At 62.8% G+C, this 16,244-nt stretch carries 13 protein-coding genes, 2 tRNA genes and 1 pseudogene; 4 read left to right on the top strand and 12 right to left on the bottom strand.

All coding sequences use genetic code 11. The features are described 5' to 3' along the window. Nucleotides 1-16 precede the first annotated feature (16 nt). Nucleotides 17-1,531, top strand: a complete 1,515-nt coding sequence (locus IM543_12425; protein QOY92438.1) for an NAD(P)H-hydrate dehydratase — start codon at nt 17-19, stop codon at nt 1,529-1,531. 124 nt (nt 1,532-1,655) lie between these two features. Here IM543_12425 and IM543_12420 read toward each other — a convergent pair whose 3' ends face one another. Then, nucleotides 1,656-2,294 carry an ABC transporter ATP-binding protein gene (locus tag IM543_12420; protein QOY96655.1) on the bottom strand — a complete coding sequence of 213 codons (639 nt, stop codon included), beginning with the start codon at nt 2,292-2,294 and terminating at the stop codon, nt 1,656-1,658. A 76-nt stretch (nt 2,295-2,370) separates the two neighbouring features. Here IM543_12420 and IM543_12415 point away from each other — a divergent pair, with 76 nt between their 5' ends. Together IM543_12415 and mnmH are read left to right on the top strand one after the other, a co-directional pair. After that, complete coding sequence (locus tag IM543_12415; GenBank protein ID QOY92437.1) at nt 2,371-3,009, top strand: arylesterase; 639 nt, start codon at nt 2,371-2,373, stop codon at nt 3,007-3,009. Beyond that, nucleotides 3,009-4,064 (top strand): tRNA 2-selenouridine(34) synthase MnmH, encoded by a 1,056-nt coding sequence (mnmH, locus tag IM543_12410; protein QOY92436.1) that lies wholly within the window; start codon nt 3,009-3,011, stop codon nt 4,062-4,064. Before IM543_12415 ends, mnmH begins: the two co-directional genes overlap by 1 nt. Before the next feature lie 178 nt (nt 4,065-4,242). Here the strand turns inward: mnmH and IM543_12405 are convergent, their stop codons facing one another. Together IM543_12405 and IM543_12400 are read right to left on the bottom strand one after the other, a co-directional pair. Continuing rightward, the gene (locus tag IM543_12405) at nt 4,243-4,578 is read right to left on the bottom strand and encodes a DUF2004 domain-containing protein (GenBank protein QOY92435.1); all 336 of its coding nucleotides are present in this window, start codon (nt 4,576-4,578) and stop codon (nt 4,243-4,245) included. 132 nt (nt 4,579-4,710) lie between these two features. After that, nucleotides 4,711-5,208: an ankyrin repeat domain-containing protein gene (locus IM543_12400; protein ID QOY92434.1), complete on the bottom strand. Its 498-nt coding sequence runs from the start codon at nt 5,206-5,208 to the stop codon at nt 4,711-4,713. A 121-nt stretch (nt 5,209-5,329) separates the two neighbouring features. Here IM543_12400 and IM543_12395 point away from each other — a divergent pair. Continuing rightward, a pseudogene (locus IM543_12395) lies at nt 5,330-6,757 on the top strand (IS1182 family transposase). A gap of 219 nt (nt 6,758-6,976) precedes the next feature. Here the strand turns inward: IM543_12395 and IM543_12390 are convergent. The 9 genes from IM543_12390 to lon form a co-directional block, all read right to left on the bottom strand. Continuing rightward, nucleotides 6,977-7,393, bottom strand: coding sequence for a hypothetical protein (locus tag IM543_12390; GenBank protein ID QOY92433.1), 417 nt, complete (start codon nt 7,391-7,393; stop codon nt 6,977-6,979). Nucleotides 7,394-7,596: 203 nt separating this feature from the next. Next, on the bottom strand, nt 7,597-8,382 hold the full coding sequence (locus tag IM543_12385) for an AAA family ATPase (protein ID QOY92432.1): 786 nt from the start codon (nt 8,380-8,382) through the stop codon (nt 7,597-7,599). Then, nucleotides 8,379-9,458 carry an IS21 family transposase gene (locus IM543_12380; GenBank protein QOY92431.1) on the bottom strand — a complete coding sequence of 360 codons (1,080 nt, stop codon included), beginning with the start codon at nt 9,456-9,458 and terminating at the stop codon, nt 8,379-8,381. The genes IM543_12385 and IM543_12380 overlap by 4 nt, the downstream gene beginning before the upstream one ends. A gap of 408 nt (nt 9,459-9,866) precedes the next feature. After that, nucleotides 9,867-10,892, bottom strand: a complete 1,026-nt coding sequence (locus IM543_12375) for an IS110 family transposase (GenBank protein QOY92430.1) — start codon at nt 10,890-10,892, stop codon at nt 9,867-9,869. A gap of 127 nt (nt 10,893-11,019) precedes the next feature. After that, a complete protein-coding gene (locus IM543_12370) occupies nt 11,020-12,936 on the bottom strand; it encodes a SurA N-terminal domain-containing protein (protein ID QOY92429.1) in 1,917 nt (638 codons plus the stop codon). A 119-nt stretch (nt 12,937-13,055) separates the two neighbouring features. Then, nucleotides 13,056-13,132, bottom strand: a tRNA-Asp gene (locus IM543_12365). 18 nt (nt 13,133-13,150) lie between these two features. Next, nucleotides 13,151-13,227: transfer RNA gene (locus IM543_12360), tRNA-Asp, on the bottom strand. A 110-nt stretch (nt 13,228-13,337) separates the two neighbouring features. Further along, the gene (locus tag IM543_12355) at nt 13,338-13,610 is read right to left on the bottom strand and encodes an HU family DNA-binding protein (GenBank protein QOY92428.1); all 273 of its coding nucleotides are present in this window, start codon (nt 13,608-13,610) and stop codon (nt 13,338-13,340) included. Nucleotides 13,611-13,827: 217 nt separating this feature from the next. Continuing rightward, complete coding sequence (lon, locus tag IM543_12350; GenBank protein ID QOY92427.1) at nt 13,828-16,239, bottom strand: endopeptidase La; 2,412 nt, start codon at nt 16,237-16,239, stop codon at nt 13,828-13,830. Nucleotides 16,240-16,244: the final 5 nt, after the last annotated feature.

Below are 16,244 nucleotides of genomic sequence, written 5' to 3'. Positions count from 1 at the left end.
GGATGACAATACGATCATGGACACCAAGCGAACCCCACCACAGCAGGCCCTGTACACCGTCGCGCAACTGCGCGAGATCGACGCCGGGGCCTGTGCCGGGCTGCCGCCCGGCACCCTGATGCGGCGCGCCGGCGAAGCCGCGGCCCGCTTCGCGCTCGAACTGCTGGGCGAGAAGCGCGACCTGCCGGTGCTGCTGCTGGCCGGCCCGGGCAACAATGGCGGCGACGCGCTGGAGATGGCGGCCGTGCTGGCCGATGCCGGCGTCGACGCCACCGTGCTCTACCCGCCGGGCCAGCACGAGACCACCGACGAAGCCGCGAGCGCCCACGAACGCGCGCGTGCCGGCACGGTCGGCTTCATCGACATGCTGCCGCCGGACGCGCAATGGGGCCTGGTGGTGGACGGCCTGTTCGGCATCGGGCTGACCCGCCCCCTGGCGGGCGAGTACCGCGAGCTGGTGGCCGCGCTCGACAGCCTGCGCTGCCCGGTGCTGGCGCTGGACGTACCCAGCGGCCTGGATGCCGACACCGGCGCCGTCGTCGGCCCCGACGGCGTCGCGGTGCGCGCCACCCACACCATCAGCTTCCTGGGCGACAAACCCGGGCTGCACACGGCCGATGGGCGCGACCATGCGGGCCAGGTGCGGGTCGAGCCGCTCGGCGTCGACCCCGCGCTGCTGCCCGCCCCCGCGGCCCGCCTCGGCACGGCCGAGGCGTTCGCGCAGCACCTGCGCGCGCGCCGCCAGAACACCCACAAGGGCAGTTTCGGCGACGTCGCCATCATCGGCGGCGCCCACGGCATGGCCGGCGCGCCGGTGCTGGCCGCGCGCGGCGCCATGCATGCGGGCGCGGGGCGCACTTTCGTCGCCATGCTGGACGCCGGGCCGGCCTACGACAGCGTCCAGCCCGAGATCATGTTCCGCCTTGCCGCCAACCTTGACTTCGCGCGCCGCACCCTGGTGATCGGCCCCGGCATGGGCGGCTCGGCCGCCGCGATGCGCCTGCTGGCGAAGGCGCTGGACAGCGACAGCCCGCTGGTGATCGATGCCGACGCCATCAACCTGATCGGCGCCAGTCCGGAGCTGCTGGGGCGGCTGGCCGCGCGCAAGGCGCCGTCGGTACTCACCCCGCATCCGCTCGAAGCCGCGCGCCTGCTGGGCATGACGGCCGCGGTGATCCAGTCTGACCGCCTGGCAGCCGCGCGCGAACTGGCGCTGCGCAGCAATGCCGTGGTCATCCTGAAAGGATCGGGATCGATCGTCGCCCGCCCGGACGGCGCCCTCCTGGTCAACCCGACCGGCAATGCGGGCCTGGCCACGGCGGGCAGCGGCGACGTGCTGTCGGGGATTTGCGGGGCACTCCTGGGACAAGGCTGGCCGGCCTGGGAAGCGGCCGCCGGCGGCGCCTGGATCCATGGCGCCGCGGCCGACCTGCTGGTGGCCCACGGCGTCGGCCCGATCGGCATGACGGCCGGCGAACTGCCGGCGGCGGCGCGCGCGGTGGTGAACAAGCTAGTTAATGAAAAGGTTTGACGTAGGGTGGGCGGCTTCGCCGCCCGCGCGTTCAAATACACGGTGAACAGACGCGACTCGTCCACTCACACGCTGCTTGAACGCGCAGCCGGCTACGCGCTCCGAACCACCTTAGCGAATTCGCTCAGGCCAGGCGCCCGGCAGCGATGGTGAGCGTGCGCCCACAGCGAGCCGCCATCGCCGGGTCGTGCGTCACCAGCACCAGGGTCGACCCGCGCTCGCGGTTCAGCTCGAACATCAACTGAATAATCGATTCGCCGGTAGCGGCATCGAGGCTGCCGGTCGGCTCGTCCGCGAACAGCAGCGGCGGCTCGGTGACAAAAGCGCGCGCCAGTGCGACGCGCTGCTGCTCGCCGCCGGACAGGTATTTGGGATAGTGACGCAGGCGGCTCGACAGGCCTACCCGGCCCAGCATGGCCTCGGCTTTTGCCCGTGCCTCCTTGTCGCCGCGCAGTTCCAGCGGCAACATCACGTTTTCCAGCGCATTCAGGTGGGCCAGCAACTGGAAAGACTGGAACACGAAGCCCAGTTTCGCCTTGCGGAAAGCGGCGCGGCCGTCCTCGTCGAGCGCGAAGATATCGGTGCCATCGAGCACCACGGTGCCGCTCGAGGGCGTGTCGAGGCCGGCAAGCAGGCCCAGCAGTGTCGACTTGCCGGAGCCGGAAGCGCCGACAAGCGCGAGCGTCTCGGCCGGTTGCACGGTAAAATCGATGTTTTGCAGGATGGTGAGCTCGCCACTGGCGTCCGCCACCCGCTTCGACAGGCCGCTGACGGCAATCGCCGGCGTCCTGACCGTTTCATTGGCTGGACCGTTCTTGTACGCCTCGGGGTGATCACGCATGCTAAATTTTCTTAAGAAGTTGACTGTCCTTGCTTCGATCCTGACCTGCTGGATGCTGGCCGCATCGGCGAACGCCTATTCTGCACCAAAAACCGTGCTCGTGGTGGGCGACAGCCTATCGGCGGAATACGGCATCACGCGCGGCAGCGGCTGGGTCGCCCTGCTCGAACAGAAACTCGCATCGAAGAAGCTGCCGGCCAAGGTGGTCAATGCCAGCATCAGCGGCGAGACCACCATCGGCGGGCGCACCCGCCTCCCCGCCCTGCTGGAGCAGCACCGGCCCGACGTCGTCGTGCTTGCACTCGGCGCCAACGACGGCCTGCGCGGCCTGCCGGTGGCGGCGGCCGAAGGCAACCTGCGCGCGATGGTGAACATGGCGCAGCAGAAGCACGCCAAGGTGGTGCTGGTGGGAATGCGCATGCCGCCCAACTACGGCCGCGCCTATACCGAAAGCTTCTTCAACATGTACAAGAAGCTTGCCAGCGACACCAAGTCGCCCCTGGTGCCCTTCATGCTGGAAGGCGTGGCGGACAAGCCGGCGCTGTTCCAGCAGGACCGCCTGCATCCGCTGGCCGCCGCCCATCCCATCATCCTCAACAATATCTGGCCGAAATTCGCGCCGCTCGTGAAAGAATAATGAAATACCCTGCCGTCCAGAGCTTCGCCGAGATCCTTCCGGAACTCGATACCTTCGACACCATCATCGACGCGCGCAGCGAGTCGGAATACGCGCTCGACCGCATCCCCGGCGCCATCAACGCGCCGGTGCTGGACGATGCGCAGCGCGTGCGCGTGGGCACCCTGTACAAGCAGGTCGGCGCCTTCGAAGCGAAGAAGGTCGGCGCGCCGCTGGTGGCGGCCAACATCGCACGCCATATCGAGACCCTGTGGGCGGACAAGCCGCGCGACTGGAAGCCGCTGGTCTACTGCTGGCGCGGCGGCAACCGAAGCGGCTCGATGGCGCACATCCTGGCCAAGATCGGCTGGCCGGCCATCCAGCTCGACGGCGGCTACAAGGCCTACCGCGCGCACGTGGCAAGCGCGCTGGAAAACCCGCCGGCGCTGGACCTGCGCGTGGTGTGCGGCACCACCGGCAGCGGCAAGAGCCGGCTGCTGGAAACGCTCGAGCGCATCGGCGCGCAGGTGCTCGACCTGGAGCGCCTGGCCGCGCACCGCGGCTCGGTGCTGGGCCACCTGCCGGACGAGCCGCAACCGACCCAAAAGATGTTCGAAAGCCGCATCTGGAACAAGCTGCGCCACTTCGACCCCTCGCGGCCGGTGTTCGTCGAATCGGAGAGCAAGAAGGTGGGCAACCTGCGCGTGCCGGACGCGGTAATGGAGCGCATGCGCGCCGCCAGCTGCATCTCGGTTTCGCTGTCGCACGAGAACCGGGTGCGGCTGCTGATGGAAGACTACGCGCACTTCTGCCGGAACCCGGAGGCGCTCACCGGCCAGCTGGCGCACCTGGCGCAGCTGCACGGCAACGAGAAGATCAAGTCCTGGCGCGACATGGCCAACAGCGGCGCCATGCCGGAGCTGGTGGGCCAGCTGCTGCAGGAGCACTACGACCCGGCCTACCTGCGTTCGATCGACCGCAATTTCGTGCAGTTCCCGAAGGCGGAGGTGCTGGAGTTGCGGGATATCGCGGAAGCGGATTTCGTGGCGGCGGCGCGCCGTCTGCATGCGGCTTGAGTCCTATCGGAGGCGTGATGGACCGGCGGGTGGGCTGCTATCAGCGGCCGCAGGTGTGCAGACGTGGTGCCAGGGCCATGGCATCGGTCTGTCTACGGAACCGGCCGCCATCCAGATGCTCGGACTGAGTCTGCGAGCCTGGCCTGTCTAACCCAGAGCAGACATTGCTCGAATGGCACTAACTTTCCATCGATATCTCTTCAACTTCTCCAGTCTCATCGAAGCGAACGCTGATCACGTAGTCCGTGACGTCATCCGGAAGAGTAAAGTCGAAGATATCCAAACCATCATCATCGTCTGCTCCCCAGTGCGAGCGCAACTCGAGGATGTCGAGGATTCGAATCGGTTCCGGACTGCTTGTGCCAAGATGCTTCTGCCAATACTCGCCCTCCAGCTCTTTCAGGTGGTGGGATGCGAACAGGCCCGCACTTGATTCATCTTTACCTGTTCCAAGAGACTGCTTGATAGCAGCACGGGCCGTGGTTTCTCGCCTAAACACTTCGTTTTTACTCATAAAGCTGCTCCGCTTATTTCGACTGCCGCTATCAAAGCGACTCCTCGCTTAGTCTGCTTTTAACCGATCTGCGCCGTCCAGTGTACGGCGAATTTCGACCCAAAGCGGACGTGCCCACCAATTCTATGTATGTCAGACACCTAGTAGGCGAGTGCGCAAGAAATAGGCGATCTTCATTTGCCCCATCTCGAGTGCAAACGCGAGGGCATCCATATTCTTCATCGATTTGCCTGTGTATGCGACCGTGGCATCAATGCCGTGTTCAATCAGCAGTTTAGCAATATCCAGGCTGCCGCTTTGAACGGCGCTAAAAAGTGGGTTCCGCTCAGGCTCACTTACATCCATTTGTGCGCCTCGCCTCAGCAGGAAGCGTACTGCTCCGAGTTGAGCTTTAGACGCAGCATAGTTCAATGCTGTGCCACCGAAAGTACCACCGCGAGACTCAAGATCAGCTCCACGTTTGACGAGAAGATCGAGCATTAACTCGTTACCTACCCCGGCAGCGACGTGCATGATTGAGCCAAACGGCGTCATTGCCTGGACCAGTTCTGGCTCGCTATCGAGCAAGACGGTTAATGTTCTAATGTCATCGTTCTTGATAGCGTCGTAGGCTGCTTTCAAGGTGGTCATTGACGCCTCACTCAAAATTTCCAAGGTCCGCTTCTGGCCCAGCCTGTGTAAAAACACAGGACCGTGTAAACGAACCCGGCTGGGTTAACGTTGAGGGAGTATCTCATCACCGGGGTGTTAAATGAAGCGCTTTATCGAAGGCGAAGACCGTGGGCAAGGCACGCTACTGCCAGAGCACCTGGATGACTACGTCACCGAAAACAACCCGGTTCGGGTGGTCGACGTATTCGTCGATGAGCTTGACCTGGCCAGTCTGGGTTTTGCGCGGGTGATACCTGCAAAGACTGGCAGGCCAGCGTACCACCCGGCTGTACTACTCAAGCTCTACATCTACGGCTACCTGAACCGCATCCAGTCGAGCCGCAGGCTCGAGCGCGAAGCGCAGCGCAACGTCGAGCTGATGTGGCTGACCAGGCGCCTGACCCCGGACTTCAAGACGATAGCGAACTTCCGCAAGGACAACGGCAAAGCCATTCGTAATGTCTGCAGGCAGTTCGTCGTCTTGTGCCAGCAGCTGGATCTGTTCTCGGATGCAGTGGTGGCGATCGACGGCAGCAAGTTCAAGGCCGTCAACAGCAGCGACCGCAACTTCACTGACGCCAAGCTCAAGCGCAGGATGACGGAGATCGAAGCGAACATCAGCCGCTACCTGACAGAACTCGACACGGCAGACCGGCAGGAGCCGGCTACTGCACAAGCGAAAAGCGTTCGCCTGAACGACAAGATCGCAGCGTTGAAATCACAAATGGCTACGCTCAAGGAAATCGAAGCGAAGCTGGAAAAGACTGGAGAAACGCAGATCTCGCTCACCGATCCGGATTCTCGCTCGATGATGACGCGCGGCTCAGGCATCGTTGGCTATAACGTGCAAACAGCGGTCGATGCCAAACACCATTTGATTGTCGAGCACGAGGTCACTAACAATGGCAGCGACCGCGATCAATTGTCCGGCATGGCCAAGAAGGCCCGCGCAGCGATCGGTACGGCGACGTTGACAGCGATTGCCGACCGAGGCTACTTCAAGGGCGAGGAAATCCTGGCCTGTCATGAGGCGGGCATACGTGCTTTGGTGCCGCCTACGAAAACTTCCGGGGCCAAGGCCGATGGCCGGTTCGACAAGGCCGACTTCATCTACGATTCCGAAAAGAACGAGTACCGCTGCCCGGCTGGCGAAGCCTTGATATGGCGATTTTCCAGCGTCGAAAAAGGCATGACGAATCACCGCTACTGGAGCTCGAACTGCAAGGGCTGCCCGCTCAAGGACAAGTGCACGCCGAGCACTCAGCGGCGCGTGACGCGCTGGGAACATCAGGATGTGCTCGACGACATGCAGGCACGTCTTGAACAGACGCCCGACGCCATGCGCATCCGGCGTTCAACCGTCGAGCATCCCTATGCCACGATCAAGGCATGGATGGGATCCACACACTTTCTAACGAAAGGCCTGGAACGTGTGAAGATCGAAATGAGCTTGCATGTGCTGGCTTACAACTTTAGTCGTTTGCTCGCGCTGCTTGGCATGCAGGGAATGCTGGCGGCGATTAGGGCGTATGCCCGTTTTCTGCCGCCAATCGGGCTGTTTGGAGCGTTCTTGCTGCTGGTCTTGCCGAGGACTGGAAAACGGGGCGGCCAAGGCTATGGCGCTTCTATAAGCTTTTGGATAGGCCGTGAGCCGTACTATCCGGCTTACGGATCCAGTTAATGAGTTTTTACACAGGCTGGACCCATAGCGGACCTGGACAAGCTGCTCTGTCAACGGCCACCTCGGCTAGAGCTGGCCTGTAAATCGTCGGCTAAGCCCCGCAGGAATGCCCGATGCCCCGTTACGCTTAGTTATTTTCCAGCGCTCTAAGTCCTGGCTTTCAAAGTCAATTTTGTAGTTGAATTCACTGTCTACAACTACAAGAAAAACAAGGACTTCTCTCTCAGGCGTGGACGCGGCCTGTCGTAGCCTAGGCCCTAGGTCGTTAACAGCCGCAAAAAGGTCTCTGCCATCGTCAACTGGGTCAAACAACAGCACCCCAACAGGCGTCTCGTAGGAACCGTTGCATCCCCAGTTACTTGAGCTAGTCATTTCGAAGCGCACGAAGGCACGCAGCCATGGCTTCTCCATTGACTGCATCGTTTTGATGAGCACTGATGCAAGTTCGATTACCAGCTGGGACGCTTCGTCAGCATCTCTCATGGGTAGGTCCATTTCGCCTCAATTTTAATGTGTAGACGTCCGCTCTTGGCCGAACCCGGCCGTCCAACTCAGCATAGCAGTTTGTCGCCGAGGAAACCGTCATGAACCATCGCGCGTGTCAACGGCGATTGAAAACTGATACAGATTTCGTCGTGCCAGCGATTTAAAACTGATACACCGCCGTTGCCGAACACCGTCCGCGTTCAGCCAACTTCTGCAACATCGCTCCCCCTCATCATCCCGGCCTGGCGCTGGTGCTTCAGCCGGTAGCTTTCCCCTGCAATCGGCACGATGTGCGCGTGGTGCAGCAGCCGGTCGAGCAGGGCCGCGGTCAGCGTCGTGTCCTGCGCGAAGGTCGTGTCCCACTGCCCGAACGGCAGGTTGCTGGTCACGATCAGGCTGCTACGCTCATACAGGGCCGCGATCACCTGGAAGAACAGGTTGGCCTGTTCCCGGTTCATCGGTAAATAGCCGATCTCGTCGATGATCAAGAGCCGATACGCCTTGATCGCGCGGTGCATCACCGCTTTCAGATTGTTCTGCGTATGCGCCGTCGACAACGCCAACATCAAGTCGGCCGCCGTCGTGAAGCGCGTCTTGATGCCTGCCTGCGTGGCCTTGTAGCCCAGTGCCATTGCCAGGTGCGTCTTGCCTACGCCGCTGGGCCCGACCAGCACCACGTTTTCATGCCGTTCAACGAAGCCCAGGCCGGCCAGTTCCTCGACCTGGCTGCGCTTGACGCCTTTGGCGAAGTCATAGTTGAACTCGTCCAGCGTCTTCACTGCCGGGAACCCGGCCAGCCTGGTCATCATGCTCTGCTTGCGTACGTTGCGTCCGGCGGCTTCTTCCCTCAAGAGCCCCTCCAGGAAGTCGCTGTAGGCCATCTCCTGCTTCGCCGCCTTCTGGGTTGCGGCGCCATAGCCCTGTGCCACGAACGGCAGGTTCAGGCTCTCGCACAACGCCGCGATACGCTCATGCTGCAGGTTCATGCCGCCACCCCTTCAGTAACCCGCACCAGCAGCGCGTCGTACACCTGTAGCGGATGCTGTACTGGAGACGGTTGCGCGATCCGCTCCACCACCGCCGCCGGCCGCGGCGCCGCAGGTGCTGCAGTACTCGTTTGCGGCCTGGCTGCCGCGATGTCCGCCCGCCACGGTGCCGGTAGCGCTTGCAGGTGCTCCACCTCCCGCTTCAATGCTTCGGCTGGCGGCTCTCCGGTTGTTCCGTGGATGCGCGCATTGGCCACGTCGCGCAACCAGTGGGCCACTTCCACGTTGGCCGTCACGACGTCGAGCTTCTGGCCGCTCTGCGCGAGCCGGCTCGCCAGCGGCACGTAGAACGAACGACGCAGGTAGCCGTTGAATCGTTCGACCTTGCCCTTGGTCTTGGCCCGGTACGGCTGGCACAGCTTGATCACGAAACCGCTATGCCTGGCGTAGTCCAGGAAGCCGGCGTGGAAGCGGTGCTCGCCTTCGCCGTACGCATCGCGTTCCAGCACCACCGTCTTCATGTTGTCGTACAGGACCCGCCGCGTCACGCCACCGAACGCCGCAAAGGCGCGCTCGTGGCAAGCGATCAGGGTCTCCACCTTCATGTTGCTGACGAACTCCACGTAGCTCGCCCGGCTAAAGCCGAGCGTCGCGCAGAACGCGTGCAAGGGTGCGCTGCCTTTACGGAATTCGACCCAGTCCACCTGCAGCTGCTCGCCCATCGCCGTCTCGAAACGCACCACCGGGTCGGCTGGAGGCGCCGGGCGCAAGGTGCGCAGAAAGGCCCTCAACTGGCTCATGCCGCCCTCGTAGCCGCGAGCGGCGATCTCGCGGTACAGCACGGTGGCCGGAATCACGTCGGGCTGAGCGGCTTGCTGCCGATCTCTCAGGTACTGCTCGAATTGCGCCAGCTTCGTCTGGCGTTTGACCTTGCGTTCGTACTTCGGCACGGCCTCCAGGGCCAGATGCCGGCGTACCGTGTTCACTGCGCAGCCTACCTCGGCGGCGATCTGCCGAAGGCTTAACCCATGCCTCTTCAGGAGTTGAATTTCCACGTACACCTCTTTGGGTTTCAAGGCCGCTCCGCAAAGCGGCCATCTTCTCAAAATGGTGTATCAGTTTTCAATCGCTGCCTGTATCAGTTTACAACCGCTGCTGACAGCGCGCCCCGATCGACTCCCCTGGACCGGACGGGCCAGAACAGGGAAACACACTCCACACAGCAAAATCTATGGTCCCCCTCCTTTTTGCAAGCTGATTTTTGTATGATGTAGTTGGCTTGCTCAAATCTATCCGGCGTCATGTTGGAGACTTGCTCCGCGCCACGATGAGAGTTCGCGCCTGATGGGTCCTAAAAAAACCCGCGGCTTCAGGAGCCGATTTTTATGCCAGGTTATCCGTCAGGCCGGTGTGCCGTTCACGTCATCCAGTATCAGCGTCGCAAAACCAGGTAGGTCCTTAGGTACAGCAAGCTCGGGAGGCCGTCACAGCGATGTGACGGCCTCTTGCATTTTGTATTCGGTATGGTGTGCCGCCATGGCCCATGCTGTGCGGGCGAGCTTGTTCGCCAGCGCGCAGGCTACGACATTGGAATGGCGTCGCCCCAGCATGGAACGCGCCCACTGCGCCAGGCGGTCGGTGTGCCGGTCCAAGCCGCGCATGTAAGACCGCGCGCACTGTACCAGCAGGCGCCGGATATTCTTGTCGCCGCGTTTGCTGATGCCCAGCAGATTCGCTCGCCCGCCGGTACTGTGCTGCTGAGGCACCAAACCAAGCGATGCAGCGAAATCGCGTCCACAGCTGTATTGCTTGCCGTCGCCCATTTCGGCCGACAAAGCACTCGCCGTAATCGGTCCGACGCCAGGAATCGCCATCAAGCGCTGTCCAAGATCGTCTTCCTGCAGTTGCCTGCCCAGATCCTTCTCGAGCTCGTCGATCTGCTCGTCCAGATACTGAATATGGGCACGCAGTCTTTCAATCAGGCTCACCAGCCGTGCTGGCAGAGCGCGCTCTGCCAGCACGGAAGGCAGCCGCTTGATAATGCCCGCGCCCTTGGGCAGGCCGATACCGAATTCGAGCAGGAATCCATGGATCTGATTGATTGCCTTGACCCGAGCGCGCACCAACGACTCGCGCGTCCGATGCAGGGCCGACAGGCATTGCTGGGCTTCGGTCTTGGGTGTCACGAAACGCATCGATGGACGGCTGGCTGCTTCGCAGATCGCCTCGGCATCGATGAAGTCGTTTTTGTTGCCCTTGACGAAAGGCCTGACGAACTGCGGAGAGATGAGTTTGGCCTTGTGGCCGAGTGCGGACAGCTGCCGCGCCATCCAGTGCGCGCCGGCGCAGGCTTCCATCACGATCGTACAGGGTGGGAAGTTGGCGAGAAAGGTGATCAGGTGCTTGCGGTCGAACTTCCTGCGCAGCAGCGCCTTACCGTGTCGATCCTGTCCGTGCAGGTGAAAACCGTGCTTACCGAGATCGATGCCGATGAGCGTAACGTCTTGCATGATGGCCTCCATTCAGAAAGAACTCACCCCACAAGATTAGTATCTTGCAGGGTGGAGGGGGACCATCTCATTAAGCCCGGCTGCTCACACAGCCGGGCTTGCTCTGACCTTAACGTTCAGCCTGGAATCACTCGCTCTTGCCGCCGAGCTGGGACGGCTGCACCGTGATCTTCGCCTTGGCCTTGGCCTTCAGCGCCTCGACGAAGTTATACAACTCGGCCTGGCCGACGATGCCCGAGATCTGCTGCGCTTCCTGCTTGCGGCGCTCGGCGTCCGGGGCGGCCGGCTGCGAGACCTTGCTGATGCGGTACACGCCATAGCCCTGGCCCGGCACATCCACGCCGACGTAGGCCGGCAGCTTGCTCACGTCCGCCTTCAGCACCGCGATCGCCGCGGTGGTGTTGATACCCGGTTCCTTGGTGCGGGTCACGACCGTCGCTGCACCGAAACCGGTGGCGTCGCCGGATGCCTTGGCGGCGGCCAGCTTCTGCTCGCCGGCGGCGCGCGCCAGGCGGGCCGCTTCTTCCAGCGTGACGCGCTGGCGGATCTGGGCGTCGACTTCCGCCAGCGGGCGCTTGGTGGCCGGCTTGAACTCGAGCACGCGGCCCGAGACCAGCACGCTCGGCGACACTTCGACCGCTTCGGTGTTGCGCTTGTTCTTGACGGCGTCGACGCCGAAGATCGCGGCCAGGAACTTCTCGTTGTTGAACGGCGCCTGGCCCAGCTGCGGGTTCGGCTTGCGGGTCAGGCCGTCGACGGTCTCGATCTTCAGGCCCAGCTTGTCGGCCACCGGCTTCAGGCTTTCCGACTGCTCGTAGACCATGTTGGTGAAGGTCTCGGCCATCTCCGAGTACTTCTTCGACAGCTTCTGCCGCTTCAGGTCGGCAGCGATCTCGTCCTTTGCGGCGGCCAGGGGCTTCTGCTCGGCGGCTTTCAGCGAAGTGAGCTTGATGATGTGGTAGCCGTATTCCGACTGCACCACGCCGCTGACCTCGCCTTCCTTGAGCGCATAGATCGCGTCTTCCATCGCCTTGCCGTAGGTGCCCTTCTCGACGACGCCGAGGTCGCCGCCGGACGGGGCCGAGCCCGGATCCTGCGATTGGGCCTTGGCGATCTCGGCGAAGTTGCCGGGATTCTTGCGCACCTCGGCGAGCACTGCCTCGGCCTTGGCCTTGGCGGCAGCCTGCTCGGCCGGCTTGGCATCGCGCGCGGCGGTGATCAGGATGTGGCTGGCGGTGCGCTGCTCCGGCGTGGTGTAGGCCTTGAGGTTCTTGTTGTAGTAGTCGGTGACCTCGGCGTCGCTCACCTGCACCTGGCTGGCGACGGCGTCCGCGTCGAACACGACGTATTCGGCCTTGACCTGCTCGGGAATGGTGAACAGCGCGGCATTCTTGTCGTAATACGCCTTGACCATCGCGTCGGTGACCTTCACCTGCGGCAGGAATTGCGCGATCGGGAACAGCAGTTCCTGCACTTCGCGTTCCTGGTCATTGATGTCCGACAGGCGCTGGGTGACGCTGCGCGGCGCGAAAGCGGTGCCCTGGATCGCGCCGGTCAGCTGCTGCACCGTCAGGTCGCGGCGCAGGCGCTGGTCGAACATCGCCGGGGTCATGCCCTGCGCGGCCAGGGCCGCCTTGTACTGCTCGATGTCGAAGCTGCCGTCCGGCTTGCGGAAGGCCTGCAGTTCGCCGATGGTCTTGGCCAGCGCGGCGTCGCCCACGGTCATGTTGGTGCGGGCGATCTCGGCGTTGATGGCGCGTTCGGCCACCAGGTTGTTGAGGATCGCCTGCTTGGCTTCCGGCGTCTCGAACATCTTCTGGTCGAACTGCGCGCCCATCATCTGGCGCGCCTGGTCGATCTGGCGGCGCTGGGCTTCTTCCCATTCCTGCTGGGTGACCTTCTGGCCGGCCACGGTCGCCACGCCGGCGGCGGCATCGCCGCGGCTCTGGTAGCTTTCGACACCGACGAACACGAACGACGGCACGATCAGCACGAGCAGCAGCCCCTGCATCACACGCTTGTTGTTACGGACAAAATCAAACATGGTCAGCCATTCAAGGTTGAAAATGCTTTAACAGCACAGGTTAAAAAAAAAGGCGAACTCGCGTTCGCCCCTTCTTCTCGAGACAGCCCTGATCGAACTGCCCAAGTACTACCGAATTCTGGCGGAGCGGACGGGGCTCGAACCCGCGACCCCCGGCGTGACAGGCCGGTATTCTAACCAACTGAACTACCGCTCCAGACTATGAGGTGGATGTTGGCGGAGCGGACGGGGCTCGAACCCGCGACCCCCGGCGTGACAGGCCGGTATTCTAACCAACTGAACTACCGCTCCAACAATAACCACTTCAGCGCTTACCCGGCAGGCTGGATTGCGAGAGGCCCGCAACACCGAACCGCATCCTTTCCGGGTAGTGCTCCCTGCATGTCACTGCAGAGAAGGCATTAGTTTACAGCATCTTTCAGAGCTTTACCAGCCTTAAATTTCGGAACCTTTGCAGCTGCAATCTTGATCGGTTCCTTGGTACGCGGATCGCGGCCGGTACGGGCCGCACGCTCGCCCACGGTGAAGGTGCCAAAACCCACCAGCGTGACGCTGTCGTTCTTCTTCAGGGACTCGGTCACCGCCGTGATCATCGCGTCGAGAGCACGCGTGGCCGAAGCCTTGGTAATGTCCGCGGACTTCGCGATTTCTTCGATCAGTTCTGTCTTGTTCACTCTAACCCTCGTGTATTCGTTGGACGCCGCGGCGCCTTACTGCAAAAGTGCAAGGGCGTATTAAACAAGGGCAACATTGGTCTGTCAAGCAACATCCTTGGAGGCTGCGGTCGGTTGTGGGCAAATGCCACGCTCGCCGCGTGCGATCCGCGGCCGCGGCGGGCGCCGAAAACAAAACAGGCGCCGCGGCGCCTGTTTCATCGATCACGCGAAGCGGTCAGTGCTTGACCACATCGGACGACCCTTCCGCAGCCGGGGTCGGGTTGACGGCCACGGGTGCCGCCGCCACGTCCGCCACCGGTTCCGGCTGACGCTCCAGCGCAACCTCGAGCACCTTCTCGATCCAGCGCACCGGCACGATCTCGAGCTTGTTCTTGACGTTGTCCGGGATGTCGGCCAGGTCCTTCACGTTCTGCTCCGGGATCAGCACCGTCTTGATGCCGCCGCGATGCGCCGCCAGCAGCTTCTCTTTCAGGCCGCCGATCGGCAGCACTTCGCCGCGCAGCGTGATCTCGCCGGTCATCGCCACGTCGGCGCGCACCGGGATGCCGGTGAAGGCCGACACCAGCGCCGTCGTCATGCCGATGCCGGCGGACGGACCATCCTTGGGCGTGGCGCCTTCCGGCACGTGGATGTGGATGTCGGTCTTCTCGAAGGCTTCCGCCTTGATGCCGAAGCGCTGGGCGCGCGAGCGCACCACGGTGCGGGCCGCCTCGATCGATTCCTTCATCACGTCGCCCAGGGTGCCGGTGCGGATGATGGCGCCCTTGCCCGGCACGTTGACGGCTTCGATCGTGAGCAGGTCGCCGCCCACCTCGGTCCAGGCCAGGCCGACCACCTGGCCGATCTGGTTTTCCTTCTCGGCCACGCCGAAGTCGTAGCGGCGCACGCCCAGGAACTTGTCCAGGTTCTTGCCGTTGACGGTGATCCGTTTCTCGGCCTTGGTCAGCAGCAGCATCTTGACGACCTTGCGGCAGATCTTGGAGATCTCGCGCTCGAGCGAACGCACGCCCGCTTCGCGGGTGTAGTAGCGGATGATGTCGCGGATCGCCGATTCCTCGACCTTGATCTCGCCTTCCTTCAGGCCGTTGTTCTTGATCTGCTTCGGCAGCAGGTAGCGCTGCGCGATGCTGGTCTTCTCGTCTTCGGTGTAACCCGACAGGCGGATCACTTCCATCCGGTCGAGCAGCGCCGGCGGAATGTTGAACGAGTTCGAGGTGGCCACGAACATCACGTCCGACAGGTCGAAATCGACTTCGACGTAGTGGTCGCTGAAGGTGTGGTTCTGCGCCGGGTCGAGCACCTCCAGCAGGGCCGAGGACGGATCGCCGCGGAAGTCGGCGCCCATCTTGTCGATCTCGTCGAGCAGGAACAGCGGGTTGCGCACGCCGACCTTGGCCAGCGACTGCAGCACCTTGCCCGGCATCGAGCCGATGTAGGTACGGCGGTGACCGCGGATCTCGGCCTCGTCGCGCACGCCGCCCAGTGCCATGCGCACGTACTTGCGGTTGGTGGCGCGGGCGATCGACTCGCCCAGCGAGGTCTTGCCCACGCCCGGAGGACCGACGAAGCACAGGATCGGGGCCTTGAGCTTGTCGACGCGCTGCTGCACCGCGAGGTACTCCAGGATGCGTTCCTTGATCTTGTCGAGGCCGTAGTGGTCGGCTTCCAGCACCTGCTGGGCCTTCTCGAGGTCGATGGTGACCTTCGATTTCTTCTTCCACGGCAGCGACACCAGGGTGTCGATGTAGTTGCGCACGACGGTGGCTTCGGCCGACATCGGCGACATCAGCTTGAGCTTCTTGATCTCGGCCTGCGCCTTTTCCATGGCCTCTTTCGGCATCTTGGCGGCGATGACCTTCTTCTCCAGCTCCTCGATGTCGGCGCCCTCTTCGCCTTCGCCGAGCTCCTTCTGGATGGCCTTGACCTGTTCGTTCAGGTAGTACTCGCGCTGCGACTTCTCCATCTGGCGCTTGACGCGGCCACGGATGCGCTTCTCGACCTGCAGGATGTCCAGTTCGCCTTCCAGCTGGCCGAGCAGGTGCTCGAGGCGCTTGGCGACGTTGAAGATCTCCAGGATCACCTGCTTCTGCTCGAGCTTGAGCGGCAGGTGCGCGGCAACGGTGTCGGCCAGGCGGCCGGCGTCGTCGATGCCCGCCAGCGAAGCGAGGATCTCGGGCGGGATCTTTTTATTGAGTTTGACGTACTGGTCGAACTGCTGGACGATGGCGCGGCGCATCGCCTCGACTTCGGAGTCGTCGCCGATTTCCGAGGCGACCGGGGTCAGCTCGGCGGTAAAGTGGGTGGCGCCATCGGTAATCTGATCGATGCGCGCACGCTGGGCGCCCTCGACCAGCACCTTCACGGTGCCGTCCGGGAGCTTGAGCATTTGCAAGATATTGGCCACGCAGCCGATCTCGTAGATGTCCGCGGCGGACGGCTCGTCCTTGGCGGCGGCTTTTTGGGCGGCCAGCATGATGCTCTTGCCTTGCTCCATGGCGGCTTCGAGCGCCTTGATGGATTTAGGACGGCCGACGAACAGAGGTATCACCATATGCGGGAACACGACCACGTCGCGCAACGGCAAGAGAGGCAGCGTCGTTTGCTCGGTTAATTTCGAAGTTGTCATGGCAT

Origin of the sequence: Massilia sp. UMI-21 (assembly GCA_015277795.1) — a bacterium.
Taxonomy (GTDB): domain Bacteria; phylum Pseudomonadota; class Gammaproteobacteria; order Burkholderiales; family Burkholderiaceae_D; genus Telluria.
This window is presented reverse-complemented; position numbering and strand designations above follow the sequence as displayed.